Source organism: Nocardia sp. NPDC057353 (assembly GCF_042667085.1).
Classification (GTDB): domain Bacteria; phylum Actinomycetota; class Actinomycetes; order Mycobacteriales; family Mycobacteriaceae; genus Nocardia.
Genome location: NZ_JBHVAK010000010.1, coordinates 51,627 through 67,429 on the forward strand (window position 1 = coordinate 51,627; position 15,803 = coordinate 67,429).

Annotated in this window: 14 protein-coding genes; 6 read left to right on the top strand and 8 right to left on the bottom strand. The window is 71.8% G+C overall.

Translation table 11 applies throughout. The features are described from left to right. The 6 genes from ACFUUZ_RS07375 to ACFUUZ_RS07400 all read right to left on the bottom strand — a co-directional run bounded on the left by ACFUUZ_RS07375 (position 1) and on the right by ACFUUZ_RS07400 (position 5,400). Positions 1–810, bottom strand: coding sequence for a maleylpyruvate isomerase family mycothiol-dependent enzyme (locus ACFUUZ_RS07375; RefSeq protein WP_378693511.1), 810 nt, complete (start codon positions 808–810; stop codon positions 1–3). Then, positions 797–1,513 (bottom strand): DsbA family protein, encoded by a 717-nt coding sequence (locus ACFUUZ_RS07380; RefSeq protein WP_378693513.1) that lies wholly within the window; start codon positions 1,511–1,513, stop codon positions 797–799. The genes ACFUUZ_RS07375 and ACFUUZ_RS07380 overlap by 14 nt, the downstream gene beginning before the upstream one ends. Next, positions 1,510–2,109, bottom strand: coding sequence for a TetR family transcriptional regulator C-terminal domain-containing protein (locus tag ACFUUZ_RS07385; protein ID WP_378693515.1), 600 nt, complete (start codon positions 2,107–2,109; stop codon positions 1,510–1,512). The genes ACFUUZ_RS07380 and ACFUUZ_RS07385 overlap by 4 nt, the downstream gene beginning before the upstream one ends. A 68-nt stretch (positions 2,110–2,177) precedes the next feature. Next, the gene (locus tag ACFUUZ_RS07390) at positions 2,178–3,050 is read right to left on the bottom strand and encodes a sugar phosphate isomerase/epimerase family protein (protein WP_378693517.1); all 873 of its coding nucleotides are present in this window, start codon (positions 3,048–3,050) and stop codon (positions 2,178–2,180) included. Next, on the bottom strand, positions 3,047–4,237 hold the full coding sequence (locus tag ACFUUZ_RS07395; RefSeq protein ID WP_378693519.1) for a dihydrodipicolinate synthase family protein: 1,191 nt from the start codon (positions 4,235–4,237) through the stop codon (positions 3,047–3,049). Before ACFUUZ_RS07395 ends, ACFUUZ_RS07390 begins: the two co-directional genes overlap by 4 nt. Continuing rightward, positions 4,234–5,400 (bottom strand): Gfo/Idh/MocA family protein, encoded by a 1,167-nt coding sequence (locus tag ACFUUZ_RS07400; protein WP_378693521.1) that lies wholly within the window; start codon positions 5,398–5,400, stop codon positions 4,234–4,236. Before ACFUUZ_RS07400 ends, ACFUUZ_RS07395 begins: the two co-directional genes overlap by 4 nt. 177 nt (positions 5,401–5,577) lie before the next feature. Here ACFUUZ_RS07400 and ACFUUZ_RS07405 point away from each other — a divergent pair, with 177 nt between their 5' ends. The 5 genes from ACFUUZ_RS07405 to ACFUUZ_RS07425 all read left to right on the top strand — a co-directional run bounded on the left by ACFUUZ_RS07405 (position 5,578) and on the right by ACFUUZ_RS07425 (position 10,655). Beyond that, positions 5,578–6,618 carry a LacI family DNA-binding transcriptional regulator gene (locus tag ACFUUZ_RS07405; RefSeq protein WP_378693523.1) on the top strand — a complete coding sequence of 347 codons (1,041 nt, stop codon included), beginning with the start codon at positions 5,578–5,580 and terminating at the stop codon, positions 6,616–6,618. A 258-nt stretch (positions 6,619–6,876) separates the two neighbouring features. After that, entirely contained in the window at positions 6,877–7,614 is a 738-nt protein-coding gene (locus tag ACFUUZ_RS07410; RefSeq protein ID WP_378693525.1) for an ABC transporter permease, read from the top strand. Positions 7,615–7,660: 46 nt separating this feature from the next. Then, a complete protein-coding gene (locus ACFUUZ_RS07415) occupies positions 7,661–8,695 on the top strand; it encodes an ABC transporter substrate-binding protein (RefSeq protein ID WP_378693527.1) in 1,035 nt (344 codons plus the stop codon). Between the two features lie 17 nt (positions 8,696–8,712). Further along, positions 8,713–9,504, top strand: coding sequence for an ABC transporter ATP-binding protein (locus ACFUUZ_RS07420; protein WP_378693529.1), 792 nt, complete (start codon positions 8,713–8,715; stop codon positions 9,502–9,504). 2 nt (positions 9,505–9,506) lie between these two features. Next, positions 9,507–10,655: a glycerate kinase gene (locus tag ACFUUZ_RS07425; RefSeq protein WP_378693531.1), complete on the top strand. Its 1,149-nt coding sequence runs from the start codon at positions 9,507–9,509 to the stop codon at positions 10,653–10,655. Positions 10,656–10,660: 5 nt separating this feature from the next. On the opposite strand, the gene ACFUUZ_RS07430 is transcribed toward ACFUUZ_RS07425, so the two are convergent. Next, positions 10,661–11,572 carry a hypothetical protein gene (locus ACFUUZ_RS07430; protein ID WP_378693533.1) on the bottom strand — a complete coding sequence of 304 codons (912 nt, stop codon included), beginning with the start codon at positions 11,570–11,572 and terminating at the stop codon, positions 10,661–10,663. Between the two features lie 4 nt (positions 11,573–11,576). After that, positions 11,577–11,969, bottom strand: coding sequence for a hypothetical protein (locus ACFUUZ_RS07435; RefSeq protein ID WP_378693535.1), 393 nt, complete (start codon positions 11,967–11,969; stop codon positions 11,577–11,579). Between the two features lie 150 nt (positions 11,970–12,119). On the opposite strand from ACFUUZ_RS07435, the gene ACFUUZ_RS07440 reads away from it, so the two are divergent. After that, positions 12,120–15,755 (top strand): CHAT domain-containing protein, encoded by a 3,636-nt coding sequence (locus tag ACFUUZ_RS07440; protein ID WP_378693537.1) that lies wholly within the window; start codon positions 12,120–12,122, stop codon positions 15,753–15,755. Positions 15,756–15,803: the final 48 nt, after the last annotated feature.

Genomic DNA, 15,803 nt, shown 5'->3' on the forward strand with positions numbered 1-15,803 from the left:
TCAGATGGTGATGGCCAGCGCGTCGAGCACGCGGTGGCCGAGCAGTTGATCGCCACCGATCCCGATCGCGTCCGCCACCTCGGCCGCCGTGACCCGGCCGCCGTAGAGGCGGGCGAAGAGCGGCGCGGGCAGGGTGAGGGTGACGGTGGGGTCGTCGGGCGCGGCCTCCAGGATGCGGGCCCTGCCCTCGACCAGCACCGGGACCGTGCGGCCGAGGCCGCCGGTCAGCACCACGGTGACGGTGGAGCGCTCCGGCGCCGCGGCACGCTTGCCGACGATGTAGCCGAGCTTGCCGGTCATCTCCTCGACGGCGATCTCGCCCGCAGTGGTGTCGGTGCCGCCGGGGCGGCCGATGGCCGCACGCAGGTCCTGCTCGTGCATCCAGCAGTCGAAGACCCGGATGCGCATGAAGCGGGCGTAGGTGCCCGGCCCCTCCGGGGTCCAGGAGGGGGCGTCGAATTCGGTGTCGGTCATGGCGGTCAGGGCGGCGGTGCGCGCGCCGATGACCGCATCCCAGCGCCCGAGCAGTTCGGCGGGGGAGAGCGGGCGGAAGTGCTCGACCCAGCGCTCGTTGAGCGCGCCGATCTCGTTGCGCACGTGCGGCTTGGACGTGACGTCGGGCAGCTCCGGCGGCTCGGCGCCGGTCAGGCTCGACTCGGTGCCGATGATGTGGGCGATCACGTCGCGCGCGCTCCAGCCCGGGCACGGCGTCGGCGCCTGCCACTGCGCTTCGTCGAAGTCGGCCACGAGTCCGCGGATGGCCTGCCACTGCGCCACCAGCGCCCCGGTGATGCGTTCACGTTCGGTCATCGGTGTCTCCGTTCACGAGTCCGTCCAGATCGACGAGTCGGCCGCGGTCGATGCTCACCCAGTCGCGGCCGCGCACGTACGGGGTCAGCCGCTCGGCGATGCGGGCGGTGTCGGCGGGGGATTTGGGGCGCTGCAGCTCGAAGACCTGCGGCAGCGCGGCCATCCCGGTCACGACCCGCCACAGCGCCTGCGCCTCCTCGCCCGCGGGCGGGTCCACCAGCACCGGCCCGAACAGGCAGTGCTCGCCGTCGAGGAACAGCGTCGGCACCCCGAAGCCGCCCGCGGCCAGCACCCGCCGGTGGTCGCGCTCGACCTCGGTGTGCGTGGTCGGGTCCGCGAGCGCGGAATCCAGGGTGGCCGCGCCGAAGCCGAGCTCGTCCAGCAGCCGCCGGGCGACCTCGCGGCGGTGCGGTGAGCCGCCGCGCTCGTGCAGCTCGGCGCCGATCGCGCCGTACCAGGCATCCAGCGCCGCCATGTCGCGGCGGCGCAGCAGCGCGCCGATCCGCATGAGCGACCAGCCGTAGGACCACTCGCGCTCCCACGGATACTTCTTGCCCTCGACGTGGTTGACCCACTCCAGGCTGAAGAAGCGCCAGTCGATCGCGATACCGAGCTGCTCGCGCACCCGCCGCAGCCAGACCGAGGTCTGGTAGGCGAAAGGGCACATGGGGTCGAAGTGGAAGTCCACGGTCCGCGCGCTCATGCCGTGACCTCCGGGCGCAGGTGCAGCCGCAGCACCCCGTCGACATCGGCGACGATCTCCGCCGCCGTCCGATCCTGCGCCTTGGCGAGCAGGATCGCCCCCTCCACCTGGGCAAGCAGGGTGCGTGCCATCCGCTGCGGGTCGACTCCGTCACGCAGCGTGCCCGCCGCGCCCGCGCGCCCGCAGGCGACCGCCAGGCGAGCCTCCCAGGCGGCGAAGATGCCGGCGAGATGTTCCCGGATCCCGGTCTCGGTGGTGGCCAGCTCGGCGGCGAGATTGCCCATGGGGCAGCCGACGATCCGGCCGAACCGCCCCTCCATCCCGGTCTGCACCCGCGTCACCGCGCCGACCAGCGCGCCGATCTCGCCGCTGTCGCGCTCGGCGCGGGTGAAGTGCCGGTCGAAGGCGGCCGCGTGCCAGTCCAGCACCGCTCTGCCGATCTCCGCCTTCGACGGGAAGAAGTGGTACAGCGTGCCTTTGCGCACGTCGGCCGCCACGCAGATCTCGGCGATCCCGACGCCGGTGTAGCTGCGCGCCAGGAACAGCGCCGCCGCCGTGCGCACGATCCGCTCCCGGGGCCCGGGCTGCTCGTCCATGCCCGGACCCTAACCCGCTGTTGACTGACCGGTCAACCAAGCGGCGGCAGCGGATCGTCGACCAGGGCTCAGTCCGCAAGCGCGGGCAGGACCAGATCCCGGTACCGCTGCTTCATCGTCTCGATCACCCGGTGCCCGTCGGCGGCCCACACCTCGGCATTGAAGATCTCGACCTCCACATCCCCCCGGTACCCGGCGGTCCGCACCCACCCCCCGATGCTCGCGAAATCGACGACCCCGTCGCCCATCATCCCGCGCGACAGCAGCGGGTCGGCGGCCATCGGGTTCAGCCAGTCACACACCTGGTACGAGCTGATCCGCCCCTGCGCACCTGCCTGCGCGATCTGCTCTTCGAGCAGCGGATCCCACCACAGGTGGAAGGTGTCCACCACGACACCGACGACCTCGGCCGGGTACGGCTCGGCCATCGAAAGCGCTTGCGCGAGAGTGGAAATCACCGCCCGGTCGGCGCAGAACATCGGGTGCAGCGGCTCCAGCGCCAGGCGGACCCCGCGCTCGGCCGCGTACGGCACCAGCAGGGCGAGCCGCTCCTCGACCCGGGCGCGGGCGGCTGCGAGGTCGCGGTCGGGGATCCCGCCCATCACCATCACCAGTTCCCGGGTGCCGAGCGCCGCCGCCTCGTCGATCGCCCGCCGGTTGTCGTCGAGCGCCGCCTGCCCGTCGCCGGGCCCGGTGAGGAACCCGCCCCGGCACAGGCTGGAGACGCGCAGCCCGGCGTCGGCGACAGTCTTGGCGGCGGCGGCGAGCCCGATCTCCTCGACCCGGTCGCGCCACAGCCCGATGGCGCCGAGCCCGGCCCGCGCGGCGCCGTCCACCGCCTCGGTGAGGGTCCACCGCTTGGTCGTCGCGGTGTTCAGCGACAGCGACCGGTAGGGGTCGGCCAGGTCGTAGGGCATCTGCTGTGCCGCAACCGATGTCATGAGCCGAGTCCGTTCAGTTCGAGGTAGAGCCGCATGCGGTGGGCGGCGAGTTCCGGGTCGGCCAGCAGCCCGGCCCGGTCCGCGAGCCGGAACAGCTCGACCATGTGCGGCACGGAGCGGCCGGTGGACAGCCCGGCCACCATCGAGAACCCGGGCTGCTTGCCGTTCAGCCAGGACAGGAAGGCGATTCCGGTCTTGTAGTAGTACGTCGGCGCTGCGAAGATGTGCCGTCCGAGTTCCTGGGTGGAGCCGAGGATCGCCGCGGCGCGCGTGGTGTTGCCGCTGTCGAGTTCCTGCAGCGCGGTCGAGGCGGCGGGGTAGATGGCCGCGAAGATGCCGAGCAGCGCGTCCGAGTGGCCCTCGGCGTCGCCGGTGATCAGCTCGGGGTAGTTGAAGTCGTCGCCGGTGTAGAGCCGCACGCCCGCGGGCAGGGCGCGGCGCAGCGCGACCTCGTGCGCGGCGTCGAGCAGCGAGACCTTGACGCCGTCGATCTTCGACCGGTTGTCCTCGATGAGCGTGCGGAACGTCGCGGTGGCGGCGGCGATGTCGGCGCTGCCCCAGTAGCCGTCCAGCGCGGGGTCGAACATGGTGCCGAGCCAGTGCAGGATGACCGGCCGGTCCACGTCGGCCAGCACGCGCTCGTAGACGTCCACGTAGTCGGCGGCGGAGCGCGCGACCCGCACCAGCGCCCGCGAGGCCATCAGGATCACCTGCGCTCCGGCCGCGGTGACCACCTCGACCTGCTCGCGGTAGGCGTCGACGATCCTGGCGAGCCCGGCCGCGCCCGCGGGGAGGGCGGCGAGGTCGAGCTGGTCGGTGCCCGCGCCGCAGGCGAGCCTGCCACCGGCCGCGGCCGCCGCGGCGCCGGAGCGCCGGATCAGCTCCGCGGTCGCCTGCCAGTCGAGGCCCATGCCGCGCTGCGCGGTGTCCATGGCGTCGGCGACGCCGAGCCCGTAGGACCACAGTTCGTGCCGGTATGCCAGGGTGGCGTCCCAGTCGATGGCCGCGGGCGCGCCCGGGGTGTTCTCGGCGGTGGCGCGCGGGATCACGTGCGCGGCGGCGAAGGCGACGCGCGAGGTGATCGGCCGGGACGGGCGGGTCCAGGCGCCGGGGGAGCCGAGCACGTAGGGCTCGAGCCCGCCGTCGACGGGGAGCACGACCGAGACGCCCGCGGAGGTGGCGGTCACAGCGCGATCTCCGGGATCTCGATCCGCCTGCCCTCGGCGGAGCTGCGCAGCCCGAGCTCGGCCAGCTGGACCCCGCGCGCGGCCGAGACCAGGCCGTAGCGGTGCGGCCGCTCGTGCACCACGTCGGCGAGGAACTCCTCCCACTGCAGCTTGAAGCCGTTGTCCAGCTCCCGGTTCGCGGGCACCTTCAGCCACTGCTCGCGGAAGGGCTCGGTGACCGGCAGGTCCGGGTTCCAGACCGGCTTGGGGGTGTGCGAGCGGTGCTGCGCGACGCAGCTGCGCAGCCCGGCGACGGCGGAGCCGTGCGTGCCGTCGATCTGGAACTCGACCAGCTCGTCCCGGTATACCCGGACCGCCCAGGACGAGTTGATCTGCGCGATGACGCCGTCCTGCATCTCGAAGATGCCGTAGGCGGCGTCGTCGGCGGTGGCGGGGTAGGGGGCGCCCTGCTCGTCCCAGCGGGTCGGGATGTGTGTGACCGCCTTCGCGGTGACCGCCTCGACCTTGCCGAGCAGCCCCTCCAGCACGTAGTTCCAGTGGCAGAACATGTCGACGACGATGCCGCCGCCGTCCTCGGCGCGGTAGTTCCAGCTGGGCCGCTGGGCGGGCTGGCCGTCGCCCTCGAAGACCCAGTAGCCGAACTCGCCGCGCAGCGACAGGATCCGGCCGAAGAAGCCCTCGTCGACGAGGCGGCGCAGCTTCACCAGGCCGGGCAGGTAGAGCTTGTCGTGCACGACGCCCGCGGTGACGCCCGCGTCGGCGGCGACCCTGGCCAGCTCGACGGCCTCGGTGAGCGTCTCCGCGGTCGGCTTCTCGGTGAAGACGTGCTTGCCCGCCTTCATCGCGGTCGTCAGCGCGTCGGCGCGGCGCGAGGTGACCTGCGCGTCGAAGTAGATGTCGACCGAGGGGTCGGCGATGACGGCGGCGGCGTCGGTGCTCCACTCCGCGATGCCGTGCCGCTCGGCGAGCTCGGCCAGTTTGGTGGCGTCGCGGCCGACGAGGATCGGCTCGACCTGGACGCGGGTGCCGTCGGCGAGCAGCAGGCCGCCCGCGTCGCGGATCGGCAGGATCGAGCGGACCAGGTGCTGGCGGTAACCCATGCGGCCGGTGACGCCGTTCATGGCGATCCGGAGCAGGCGTGGGGACGTGCTGGAATCGGGCATTGGTCTGTGCCTCTTCTGATTTGCGGGACCGGCGACCGCGGAACGGGGTCGCGCACGGTGCGGAGGGGACTCGCAACCGACGTGGGGACAAGCAGCCTCGGAATGCGCTTTCCAAGCTATGCTAGTCGCGAAGTCAGGTCAACCCCCGCGCGGGACGAGAGAACGAGGCACCGAGCCATGGCGGCTGTGAGATTGCAAGACGTCGCGGTCCGCGCGGGCGTCTCCCTGGCGACCGCGTCCCGGGTGCTCAACGGCTCGTCGCGGGTGCCGGGCGAGGGCGTCGCCGACCGGGTCCGCGCGGCCGCCGCCGACCTCGGCTACGTGGCGAATGCCCAGGCCCAGGCGCTCGCGCGGGCGTCGACCGGGCTCATCGGCCTGGTCGTGCACGACATCGCCGACCCCTACTTCTCCTCCATCGTGCAGGGTGTCCAGGCGGCCGCGCGGCGCGCGGGCAAACTCGTGCTGCTGGCCAGCACGCAGCGCGACTTCGACATCGAGCGCGAGTCGGTGAGCACCTTCATCTCGCACCGCGCCGACGCGATCATCCTGGCGGGCTCGCGGCAGAGCGGGGATCTCGACCGCGACCTGGAAAAGGAGTGCGCCCGCTACCTGGAGAACAACGGCAAGGTGGTGGTCATCGGGCAGCCGCTCTCCTTCGGCGCTGCGGTGGAGCCGGAGAACCACGCCGCCTCGGCGCAGCTGGCGCGGGCGCTGCTGGAGCGCGGGCACCGGGACTTCGCCGTGATCGGCGGGCCCGGCCACATCCGCACCGCCGTCGACCGGCGCAACGGCTTCGTCGAGGCGCTGGCCTGCCGGGGCGTGACCCCGCTGGTCGAGATCGCGGGCGACTTCTCCCGCGACGGCGGCTTCAGCGCAGCGCGCCGGCTCGCCGCCGCGCTGGAGCTGCGGCCCGGGCAGGCCGGGGCCGCGGCGCCGTGCGTCTTCGCGGTCAGCGACGTGATGGCGATCGGGGCCATAGCGGCCTGGCGTGAGCTGGGTCTTTCGGTGCCCGGCGATGTCTGCGTGGCCGGGTTCGACGACATCCCGACGCTGCGCGACCACGTGCCCGCGCTCTCCACGGTCGCGCTGTCGCTGGTCGAGATCGGGGAGCGCGCGGTGGCGCTCGCGCTGGACGAGTCGGCGACCGCAGCGCGGGTGCACGAATTCGTCCCCGGCACCGTCGTGCTGCGCGCCAGCAGCGATTTTTCCCGGCCCTGAGCTGCGCCGATTCGAGACCCTTGACACTGTGGGTCGGGTCACATTAGCCTCGCAGTAGCTTCGGAAAGCGCATTCCCGGCGGGGGCTTCGAACCCCGCTCCACTACTAGCTCGAGGACTCCAGATGGCGGTAGTCACGGCGGTCGAAGCCGGCCCCCCCGTCCCGAAAGCGACACAGCCCCCTCGGCCCCGGCGCCGGAAGCTGCCATCCCCGTCGGCCGCGTGGTCGACGGTGTGGCGGCCGCTCACCCTGGTGGCGGTGCTCATCGCCGCGTGGTGGGCCGTCACCGAATTCGAATTCGTCGAGCCCTACATCCTGCCGTCGCCCGCCGAGACCTGGCGCACGACGGTCGACAACTCGACCTACCTGCTCGAGAACACCTGGGTCACCACCTACGAGACGGTGGTCGGCTTCATCATCGCCGCGGTGATCGGCGAGGCCGTCGCGCTGGTGATGATCTACTCACGGTCGGTCGAGCGGACCATGTACCCGCTGATTCTCTTCGCGCAGGTCATCCCGAAGATCGCGATCGCGCCGCTGTTCATCGTCTGGCTCGGCTTCGGGCCGAGCCCGAAGATCCTGGTCGCCGTGTTGATGGCCTTCTTCCCGATCGTCATCGCGGGCATGGCCGGGCTGCGCTCGGTGGACCCGGAGATTCTCGAACTCACCTCCACCATGGGCGCGAGCAACTGGAAGACCTTCGTCAAGGTCCGCTTCCCCGCCTCGCTGCCGCAGCTGATGTCCGGGCTCAAGATCGCCGCCACGCTCGCGGTCACCGGCGCCGTCGTCGGCGAATTCGTCGGCGCCAACGAGGGCCTCGGCTACGTGATCCTGCAGGCCAACGGCAATATCGACACGGCGATGCTGTTCGCGGCACTGATCATCATGTCGCTGCTCGGCATCATCCTGTTCGCGATCATCGAGGTCGCCGAGCAGTTCCTCATTCCCTGGCACGCCTCCCGTCGCTCCACGGCCTCGGTCGTCGGCGGCGCGTGAGCACGCCACCTCCTCCTCGTACCCCCGCTTCAGCTGGAGAACTCGCATGAAATTCCGTACTCGCACGACCATCGGCGCCGCGGCGCTGGCCTCGATCCTGGCAGTGACCGGCTGCGGCGGCGGTGGCAACGAGGCGAAGGCCCCCGGCGCCGACGGGGAGACCACCGAGGTGTCGCTGATGCTCAACTGGTACCCCTACGGGGAGCACGCCCCGTTCTACTACGGGGTGCAGGAGGGCATCTTCGCCAAGCACGGCATCGACCTGAAGATCTCGGCGGGCCAGGGCTCGACCAAGACCGCGCAGGCCACCGGCGCCGACCAGACCGATTTCGGCTGGGCCGACACCCCGGCCGTGCTCAGCAATATCGACAAGGGCGTCAAGATCAAGAGCGTCGGCGTCTATTTGCAGACCACGCCGTCGGCGGTGCAGGTCTTCGCCGATTCGAACATCAACACCCCCGCCGACCTGGCGGGCAAGACCATCGCCGTCTCCGCCGGTGACGCGCCGACGACCACCTTCCCGATGTTCCTCGACAAGGCGAACGTCCCCGCCGACCAGGTCACCCAGCAGAGCCTCGACTCGGCGGGCAAGATGTCGGCGATGCTCTCCGGCCGGGTCGACGGGCTGATCGGCTTCGCCCACGACCAGGGGCCGACCATCGCCAACCGGAGCGGCCGGGAGGTGCGCTACCTGCGGTACTCGGACCAGGCGCTGAATTTCTACAGCAACGGGCTGATCACCAACCAGGAGACCATCGCGTCCTCGCCCGAGCTGGTGCAGGCCATGGTGGACGCGACCAGCGAGTCCTTCGCCGCCGCGGTCGCCGCGCCCGAGGCGGCGGCCGCCGCGATGGAGGGCAAGGACCCGCAGCTGCCGCCGCAGGCGGTGCTGCTCCAGCAGTGGCAGCAGACCATCCCGCTGCTCAGCACGCCGGAGACCGCGGGCGCCGCGCCCGGCACCAATGCGGAGGCGAACTGGGTCGCCACCGTCGAGGTGCTCAGCGACGCGAAACTCCTGGAGAAGGCCGAGGACCCGGGGAAGTACTGGGACTCGTCCTTCACGCCGACCAACGAGCAGTGACCGGAGCGGGTGACCACATGAGTACACCGACCATCGCCGACACCGCGGTCGCGGTATCCGACCTCAGTGTCCGGTTCTCCTCCAAGCGCGGTGAGGTCACGGCGCTGCACGAGGTGGACCTCCGGGTTCGCCGCGGCGAGTTCGTCTCCATCGTCGGCCCCTCCGGCTGCGGCAAGTCCACGCTGCTGAAGGTCGTCGCGGGGCTCACCGACGCGAGCGGCGGCAGCGTCGAGCTCGGCGGCGCCCCCGTGCGCGGGCCGCAGCGCAATATCGGCTACGTGTTCCAGCGCGCCGCGCTGCTGGAGTGGCGGACCGTGCGCAAGAACATCCTGCTGCAGGCCGAGATGCGCGGCATGGACCGGAGGGCGGCCGCGGCCGAGTGCGCGCGGCTCATCGAGATGACCGGGCTCACCGGCTTCGAGAACGCGCTGCCGCACGAGCTCTCCGGCGGTATGCAGCAGCGGGTTTCGCTCTGCCGCGCGCTGCTGCACGAGCCGGAGGTGCTGCTGATGGACGAGCCGTTCGGCGCGCTCGACGCGCTCACCAGGGAGCGGATGAACGTCGAGCTGCACCGGATCTGGCGGGAGACCGGCACGACGGTGCTGCTGGTCACGCACTCGGTGGCCGAGGCCGTCTACCTGGCCAACCGGGTCGTGGTGATGAGCCCGCGGCCGGGCCGGATCGTCGAGCTGCTCGACGTCGACCTGCCCGCGCACCGGGACTACGCCGCCACCATGGAGACGCCGGAGTTCATCAGCGTCGCCAATCGGGTGCGCGACCTGCTCGGCGCCGCCTCGCACGCGGACTGACCGTGCGGGTCCTGATCGCCCCCGACAAGTTCAAGGGCAGCCTCACCGCGGCCGAGGTGGCCGAGCACGTGGCGCGGGGCCTGGCGGCGGCGGGGGTGCGGAGCCGCGAGATGCCGCTGGCCGACGGCGGCGACGGCAGCGTCGACGCCGCCGTCGCCGCCGGGTTCACCCCGCACCCGGTGACCGTGGCCGGGGCGGGCGGCACCCCCGTCTCCGGCCGGATCGCCGTCGGCGGCGGCACCGCCGTGGTCGAGATCGCCAACACCTGCGGCCTCGCCACCCTGCCGAGCGGGCGCCCGCTGCCCCTGGACGCGAGCAGCCTCGGCATGGGGCAGGCCATCGCCCAGGCGCTGCGGCACCGGCCGCGCCGGCTGGTGCTCGCGCTCGGCGGCAGCGCGAGCACCGACGGCGGAATGGGGCTGCTCGCGGCGCTCGGCTACACCTTCGCCGACGTCCGCGGCACCCGGCTGCGCGCCTGCGGGCGCAACCTGGGTCGCGTGCACAGCGTCGACGCGTCCAGGGTGGCGCGGCTGGACGGGGTCGAGATCGTGGTCGCGGGCGACGTCACCAACCCGCTGCTGGGACCCGACGGCGCCGCCGCCGTCTACGGGCCGCAGAAGGGGGCGACCCCGGCCGAGGTGGCGGTGCTCGAGGCCGGGCTGGCCACCCTCGTCCGCGCGTTCGCCCGCAGCGGCTACCCGGACGCCCCCGCGCTCGCGGCGGCGCCGGGAGCGGGCAGCGCCGGTGGCGTCGGGTTCGCGGCGCTGCTGCTCGGCGCGACCGTCGTGTCCGGGGCGGAGTTCTTCCTGGACCTGTTCGAATTCGACCGGCAGCTAGCCGATTTCGACCTGGTGGTCACCGGTGAGGGGAGCATCGACGAGCAGACGGCGAACGGCAAGCTGCCCGCGGTGCTCGCCCGCCGAGCCGAGCCCGTTCCGGTCGTCGCCGTCGCCGGGCGGAGCACGCTGTATGCGGAGCAGTGGCGGGCGGCGGGGTTCAGCGCCGTCTACGCGCTCGGTGACTACACCGACCTGGACACCGCGCGTAACCCGGAGTTGACCGGGCAGCTGCTGACCCGGATCGGGCGGAAGATCGGTAGCTCCGCCGCCGCGCCGCGATCACCCCGCAGGACGGCCGCGCGGACCTGCTGAGTACGTCACGGATGACGGTACGCGGCAGGCGCTTCGCCGCCCTGTGCCCACATTGCGCACAGCCTCCGGTTCATGTCCCGCTCGTCGGCCGGAGTGCCGGGTAGTTCCAGGTGCAGCGCACTCACCAGATCGAAGCGATGCAGGTCGAAGGCTGTGCGCAGGGCGACGCCGTATTCGACTGCGGCACGGACGGCCGCCCCGTAGGCGAGGATCGCGACGAGCAGCGGAACCGCTGCGAGCGCGAGCCACCCCTGCGACCGGTACAGCAACGCGGCGGTGACGACGGTGAGCGGGCCGCCGAGCGCTGTGAACCGTGCCGCGAGGTCGAGCTGGTCCCGACGATCATCGACGACGACCCGCACCCGATCGGACAGCAGCGGGTACAGCCGCGGCCACGCGACCACCGCCTCGAAGCCGTACTCGCGGCCCGCCCGGTACTCGGCGGCGGCGAGCGCATTGCCCAGCGCGGTCGGCCTGACCCGCTCGGCGTTCGGATAGCGCGTGCGCCGTAGCCGATCAGCCCGCTGCCATGCCGTGATCTCCAGCGCCGATCGGACAGTTCCGACAGGAACGGGCGCCGAGCGCTGGGTGAGCGCCGCGAGTTTGGTCGCGTGCCTGGTGTGTCGGGGGCGGGCGAGCCGTTCCGGCCAGTGATAGCCCTCGAGCAGCCGCACCAGGCCGAGTTGGAAGGGGTGCAGCAGCAGCGCCACCGCGGACACGGCGAGCGTGATCAGGAGCGCCTCGCCCAGGCCGAGATTCGCGGCCGTGGCCCATGCGTCGGTGAACCGCAGCGGGCCCGGGGCACCGGCCCACACCAGCACGAGCAGGAAGATGCCTGCGCAATAGGTGGGCAGGACCCCGACGAGGAAGAAGCGGCCCGCGGTGTGTGCCGGGGTGAACAGGGTCGCCAAGTTCACGCCCTCACCTCAATTCCAGGGCCGTGCCGTCGAGACGACAGGGCGACGGTTCGGCGGGATCGAAACTCGCCACCAGGTATTCGGTGGCACATCGGGGGCAGACCGCGCTGAGCGGCGCCAATGGTGCGATACCTGGCAGAGTTGCGCCATCGCCGTCGCCGTAGGACTTGGTGTTGACCGAGTCGGGAGCGGCGGCCGCGTCCAGATCAGCACGCAGCACGTGACCGCCGAGGCGCGCACCGAGATAGACCGCCACACCGTCGATGCCGGGGTGAGCCGCGAACACCGTCTCGACCGTGTCGGCGATGTCGTACTCGGTGGTCCCGACGGGCAGCAGTAGCTCGACAGCGTCCGCGGGGCCTGCGCCGGGGCGGAGCACCCCGCTGGGATCGGTCATGGTCCCTCCCGGTGGAGTCCCGGTCGTAGCTGCCGGGATGCCGCTAGTGTACTGAGCACGACTCGGAGGGGGAGTGATCCGATGCAGTGGCGAAAGGCGTTTCGCCGAAGTCTCTTTCGTCGACCGCGCAGCCGCGCTCTCCGTGCCGGGGTGGCGGCGCTGGAGAAGCGGATCGCTGTCGCCGTTGACGGCGACGACGAAGCGGTGCTCGGCGCCGACGCGCTGGCCGCGGCGGACGCGCTGTGGGATGCGGGCACCCGCGACGGCTCGGTAGCCATCGAGGCGGTCCACCTGGTCGGGTTGCTGCACTGGCTGCGTTACCTGGCCCTGCCCATCGGAGCGGACCGGCTGGATTTCGAGCGGGCCGTCGAACTCTTCGACGCCGTCGCCGCTGCCGCGCCGGAAGCGGTGCCCGAGCCGATCCGCCCCTACCTCCGCGAACGGCCGCTCGACGGTGTCGCCGCCGCCGCGTGGGCGGGCCGCGGGCAGGAGCTGCTGGCCTACGCCCTCGATCACGACGACCCCGACGCACTCGACGCCGTCATCGAAATACTCACCCGCTGCACGGCCGAACCGGACCATGCGACCGGCGAGCAGTTCTCGCTGCTGGGCGTCGCGTTGCTGATGCGTGCGGAGCGGAGCGGGTCGGCAGCCGACATCGATGCCGCGATCGTGGCGAGCGCGAACGCGATCGGGTCGGCCGACGACGAACAGGAGCGGGCGGGCCGACTGAACAACCACGCCAACGCGCTCGCGGCGCGTGCCGAGCAGACCGGTTCCCGTGACGACCTCGACCGGGCGATCGCCGCGGCCCGCGAGGCCGTCGCCACCGCGGCGCCGTCGGATCGAGCGAATTTCCGCTCCAACCTCGCGTTGTCGTTGCACGCGCGGTTCCGGCACAGCGATGATCCCGCGGATCTCGTGGCCGCCGAGACCGCTGCCAGGGAGGCGGTCACCGAGGATGCCGACGACCACCCCGGCTATCGGTCGAACCTCGCGCTGGTGCTCTCGGCACGCTACGAACAGAATTCGGACCCCCGGCTGCTGGACGAGGCGATCGAACTCTGCCGCCAGGCCGTCGACGGCGCGCCGGCCGAGCACTTCGACAACGCGCGCACCCGCACCACGCTTGCCGCCGCACTGGCGCGGCGCTTCGAGAACAGCGGAACGGACAGCGATCTCGAAACCGCCATCGACGAACTCTGGCTCGCCGCGGCCGCCACCGAGAACCACCACCATCTCCATACGAGCGTGCAGGTCAACCTCGCGACCGTGCTGCTCACCCGGTACGAGCGCGGCAGTGACCAGTCGGACCTCGATGCCTCGATCCGGGCCGCGACCGCGGCGACGCCGGACGACCCGGGAGCCGCCATCCTGCCCGCGCTGCTGGTCAACCAGGCCAATGCGCTGTATGCCCGCTACGAGCGAATCGGCGCTCATGACGACCTCGGTGCGGCCATCGCGCACTACCGGCGCGGCACCGGGCTTCCGCAGCCGTCGATCGACCGGGCGGCACTGCTGTCCAACCTCGGGGTGGCACTGCACGCCCGGTACGAGGACACCGATCAGATCGATGACCTGAACGAGGCGATCGCCGCGCACCGCAGCGCCGTACGCGCGACCCCGCGCGGCCATCACCGCCTCGCGTCCTGGCAGTCCAACCTCGCCACCGCGCTCATGGCACGGTTCGAGAACCGCGCTGTTCAGACCGATCTGGACGAAGCGCTCGATCTGCTCGACCAGGTGCGGCAAGCGGCCGATCCCGGCGGGATCGATTCGGCGCACGCCTCCGGCAACCTCGGCACAGCCCTCTACACCGCCGCGGAGCGCAGCGACGACCCAGAGGGCCTGGATCAGGCCATCGCCCTGCTGCGCGCTGCCGCCGCCTGCCTCGGTGTCCACCACCCCGACGGGGCGATGTATCTGCTGAACGCCTGCGCGGCACTGCGCACCCGCTACCACCACAGCGCGGATCCCGCGGACCTCGAGGCGGCCGTCACCGAAGCCACCGCGGCGCTCGCGGGTCCGGCAGCGGGCAACGCGGTGCGCGCCAACGGCCTGCTCAACCTCGCGAGCGCGCTCCGCGCCCGTGCCGAACTGGAACGCGACCGCGGTGAGCCATGGCGACCACTGACGCACCGTGCGATCGTCGTGGGCGAGCAGGCCGCCGACGAACTGGTGACGCCTGCCGAAACCCGGATCTCGGCGGCCAGGGAGTGCGCGCTCGCGGCCGCGATGCTCGGAGATCCCGCTCGTGCCCTCGGCTTCTACCGCCGCGCGGTGGAGCTCGTGCAACGTCTGGCGGTGCACGGCACCGAGCGGATGGACCGGGAGCGCAGCATCGGCTCGTGGCAGGGGCTGGCGGCCGAGGCAGCCGCCTACGCGGTTGGGGCGGGCGAGCCCGAGACAGCGGTCGCGCTGCTCGAGACGGGCCGCGCGGTGCTGTGGAACCAGCTCGTCCGCAACCGGACCGAGGTCGACGACGCACTGGCCGCCAACTCCGAGCTCGGCACGGAACTCCTCGCACAGCTGCACGTTCTGGATCCGGCATCGGTCGCGATGTTCCGCGTGCCCGGGGCCGCCGTCGACCCGGAACAGCGCCGCGCTCGTGCCGTCGCGGCATCCCGGCGGTTCGACTCTCTCCTCGCCGAGATCCGAGCACTGCCCGGGCTTTCCCGGTTCATGCGCGGTCTCGAACCCTCCGAGCTGTGTGCACCGATCGTCGGGGGCCGGGTGGTCATGGTGAATGTCGCCCCGCGGCGGTGTGACGCCCTCGTGGTCACGCACGACGGTGTTCACGCGATTCCACTGCGCGCGCTGACCGCCGCCGACGCAACCCGGTACGCCGCGGGCTACCTCGCCGCGCTCGGCGTGCTCGAATCACCGCGCCGCGGCAGGCTCGCTAAAACCGTTGCGGCCGAGGTGGTCCGGGATACGCTGCGTTGGCTGTGGCAGGTCGTCGCCGAGCCGATCCTGTGCGAGCTCGGCCTGCTCGAGCCGGTGAGCGCGAGTACAGGGCAGCGCATCTGGTGGTGCCCCACCGGTGTGCTCTCGGCGCTGCCGATTCACGCCGCGGGTGACGATACCGATGTGCGGCATCCGGCTCCGCACGTACTCGATCTGGTGGTGTCCTCCTACACGCCCACCATCGGTGCGCTCAGTACCCGCCTCGGGCGCCCCACGCACAGCAGTGCCGGGCCCGGGGTCTTCGTCGGCATGCCGACAACGCCGGGGGAGCGCGACCTGCCCCAGGTCGAGATCGAGCTGCAGACCTTGTCCGGCCGATTTCCCGAAGTGGTGTCGACGCAGCTGATCGGCCCGAACGCGACCCGTGCCGCAGTGCTCGACGCGCTCGCGACTCACCCGCGTGCCCACGTGTCCTGTCACGGCCGCGTAGATCGGGCGACACCGTCGACCGGCGGAATCGTGCTGCACGACGGCATCCTCACGGTTGCCGACGTCGCGACCGCGACCTCCGGCGCGCACGAGTTCGCTTTTCTGTCCGCGTGTCACACGCATCCCGGACAGTTATCGGGCGCAGACGAGGTGATCAGCCTCGCCGCGGCGCTCGCCTACACCGGCAGGCGCGATCTCGTCGCCACCCTGTGGAGTGTCGACGCTGATCATGCGGCTGCGGCCACCGCCGCCTTCTACCAGCACCTGAACGACACGAGCGCTGATGGCTCCGCGTCGGTTGCCCGCGCACTACACGCCGCTGTCCGGACGTTGCGTGACCGCGATGTCCCGCCGCGGCACTGGGGCTCCTTCGTCCACATCGGCGCCTGACCCCGACTGAGACGGCCGTCTCCGCCCGGCCGAAATCCGACCGGTTGA

Coding starts and splice junctions, on each gene's coding strand:
- ACFUUZ_RS07415 (WP_378693527.1), top strand. CDS start 7,661: ATGAAATTCCGTACTCGCACGACCATCGGCGCCGCGGCGCTGGCCTCG.
- ACFUUZ_RS07385 (WP_378693515.1), bottom strand. CDS start 2,109: ATGGACGAGCAGCCCGGGCCCCGGGAGCGGATCGTGCGCACGGCGGCG.
- ACFUUZ_RS07400 (WP_378693521.1), bottom strand. CDS start 5,400: ATGCCCGATTCCAGCACGTCCCCACGCCTGCTCCGGATCGCCATGAAC.
- ACFUUZ_RS07405 (WP_378693523.1), top strand. CDS start 5,578: ATGGCGGCTGTGAGATTGCAAGACGTCGCGGTCCGCGCGGGCGTCTCC.
- ACFUUZ_RS07420 (WP_378693529.1), top strand. CDS start 8,713: ATGAGTACACCGACCATCGCCGACACCGCGGTCGCGGTATCCGACCTC.
- ACFUUZ_RS07390 (WP_378693517.1), bottom strand. CDS start 3,050: ATGACATCGGTTGCGGCACAGCAGATGCCCTACGACCTGGCCGACCCC.
- ACFUUZ_RS07380 (WP_378693513.1), bottom strand. CDS start 1,513: ATGAGCGCGCGGACCGTGGACTTCCACTTCGACCCCATGTGCCCTTTC.
- ACFUUZ_RS07435 (WP_378693535.1), bottom strand. CDS start 11,969: ATGACCGATCCCAGCGGGGTGCTCCGCCCCGGCGCAGGCCCCGCGGAC.
- ACFUUZ_RS07375 (WP_378693511.1), bottom strand. CDS start 810: ATGACCGAACGTGAACGCATCACCGGGGCGCTGGTGGCGCAGTGGCAG.